This is a genomic window from Synechococcus sp. H55.9 (assembly GCF_047462355.1).
GTDB lineage: Bacteria > Cyanobacteriota > Cyanobacteriia > Thermostichales > Thermostichaceae > Thermostichus.
In genome coordinates this window covers 27,272-29,488 of record NZ_JANSJB010000005.1, presented here as the reverse complement: position 1 = coordinate 29,488, position 2,217 = coordinate 27,272, and the positions used below count along the sequence as shown (strand labels likewise).

The 2,217-nt window shown below is 60.0% G+C and carries 1 protein-coding gene; it reads right to left on the bottom strand.

Annotated features, from left to right (window positions below; all coding sequences use genetic code 11):
- The coding region (locus NW857_RS01420) for a PAS domain S-box protein (RefSeq protein WP_414367768.1) at positions 1–2,190 on the bottom strand (2,190 nt) is incomplete at its 3' end.
- Positions 2,191–2,217: the final 27 nt, after the last annotated feature.

Genomic DNA, 2,217 nt, shown 5'->3' with positions numbered 1-2,217 from the left:
TTCCACAAACAGGGGGCAGGCGAGTAAGGTGCAGCGCCCCCGCAGCGGGTGATCCGTGCTGAAGTAGAGGGTCTGGCCTTGGCGAAGCTGGCGCAAAAGAACGGGATCCAAGGGCAGGGTAACCTGGCCTATAGGGGGCAGGGATCCCGCCGCTTCGTAGACCAGCGTGTAGGTCTGGGTTTCCGGATGGATGAGGGCCACACCGCAGGCGCCCAGTTGGAAAGCCTGGGTCAGCTCCCGCACCACGGTGGCCAAGATCTCCTGTTCGTCCAGGCTGGAGCGCACCTTGTCGCCAATGAGCCGCAGCATTTGCTCGTACCTTACCCGCTGGGCCAGCTCGGCATTGCGCACCTCCACCTGGTAGCGCAGCTCGGCATTGGCAGCTTGCAGTTGCTCAAACAGCTCCGCCTGTTGCAGCGCCAGCCCCAGTTGATCGGCAATTTGTCGCAAAAAATCCGGCATCCAGGGATCCCATTTTTTGGGGGCGCTGCACTGGTGGGCAATCAACAGCCCCCAGAGGCGGGCCAGCCCGCCGTCTGTGCCTTCAGGGCCAGCCGACTGCAAGATGGGCACCACCAAGTTGGCCCGCACCCCTAAGCTGGCCAGCAGCTCCCGGTGGCAGGGCTGGATGGGGGCAGTGTCGATATCTTCAATGGCGGAAATGCGGCCCTGCTGATAGGCTTGGTGCCACTGGGTTACGAAACAATGATCTTCGATAACCAGGCCCAGCAGGCTCAACTCTGGCCGGCTAACCGATTGCATGGCGATCTCGCCCACCCAATCGGGGAAAAAGCGGTAGATCACCACCCGCTCCACATCCAACAAACGGCGAACTTCCTCTACAGCAAAACTGAGGATGGACTCCACCTGCAACGATTGCCGGATCCCTTGGACGATGTGGCTGAGCAGCCGGGCTTGGTGGAGCTGCAATTGAACCTGCTCCTGGGCCTGCTTGCGCTCGCTGATATCGACAATTGAGGCGACACCGTAAATCTGTTTCTCGGGAGTCTCCGCCGCAAAAGACGAGAGATCCACCCACCGGATCTCGCCACTTTTGTGGATGTAGCGTTTTTCCATCCGGTAGCCGCGGCGGCGGCCCGCTCGTATTTCTTCGACATAGATTGCCTCCTGCCGCAGATCCTCAGGATGCGTTATGTCGGCGTAATTCATGCTCAAGAGCTCGGCCTCGGTGTAGCCGGTGAGCTGGCAAAAGCTCTGGTTCACCTTTAGCAAGTGCCCCGCCGCATCCGTGACCGCCATGCCCACCGGGGCTTGCTCGAAGAGACTTTGAAACAGATCTTGCTGATATTCCAGAGAGTGCTGAAGTTGTTGCTGTTGGTTTTGCAACTCTTTTTCCGGGGTCAAATCCTGTACGCTGACGATCATGCCGATTACCTTTCCCTGGGCATCTAGCCAGGGAGCCTCCAAAATCCGCACTGGAAACCGTTCCCCGCTGCGGCGCCTGAAGGTCAGCTCCCATCCCTGCGGTGGCCGCCCCTGGGCAAAGGCGGCGGTAATCTTGCCCATCTCTTCCGGGGGCCAATAGACAAAAGGGGGATCCTTCCCGATGAGCTCCTCCTTGGGCCAGCCCACCATCGTGGCAAAGGTCTCGTTGACGTAGATCTGTCTGCCTTGTGGATCGACGGCGGCAATGCCCAGAGGAATGGCGCGTTCGATGGCAACGCGCAAATTCAGGGTGGTTTGTAGATCTGGTAGATCCAGTTTCTCCGTTGACGGCTCCCTCCAGACTGCTACTGAAGGCGGCGGGCCTAAGGTTAGCCGCCAGCACAGCTCATCTTGGTTCACCACCCCCAACAGGGATCCCGCTTCGTCCACCACCGGCAAGTGGCGGATCCCGTGGGCCCGCATCAGCTCCAACAATGCCAGGGGATCGCGGTAGTTGCCGACGGCCAAGGTCACGACCGGGGTGGTCATCACCTCAGCCAGGGTGGATCCCTGCCAAGAGCGGTCGCTGGCCACCCACCGCAACACGTCCACAGCCGTCAAAATGCCCACCACTCGGCCTGCGTCCACCACCAAGGCGTAGGGCCAGGAGCCATTCTTTTGCGCCAGCAGGGAGAGAAGCTCGGCAAGGGAGCTGTCAAGCCCGACCAAGGGCGGCATCCGGCCAAACAACTGTTCCAGGGATCCCGATGGAGAGGGCAAATCTTGCGCCATGTCGGAGGACAACTGAACCTTAAAGTTACAGTCAAAAAA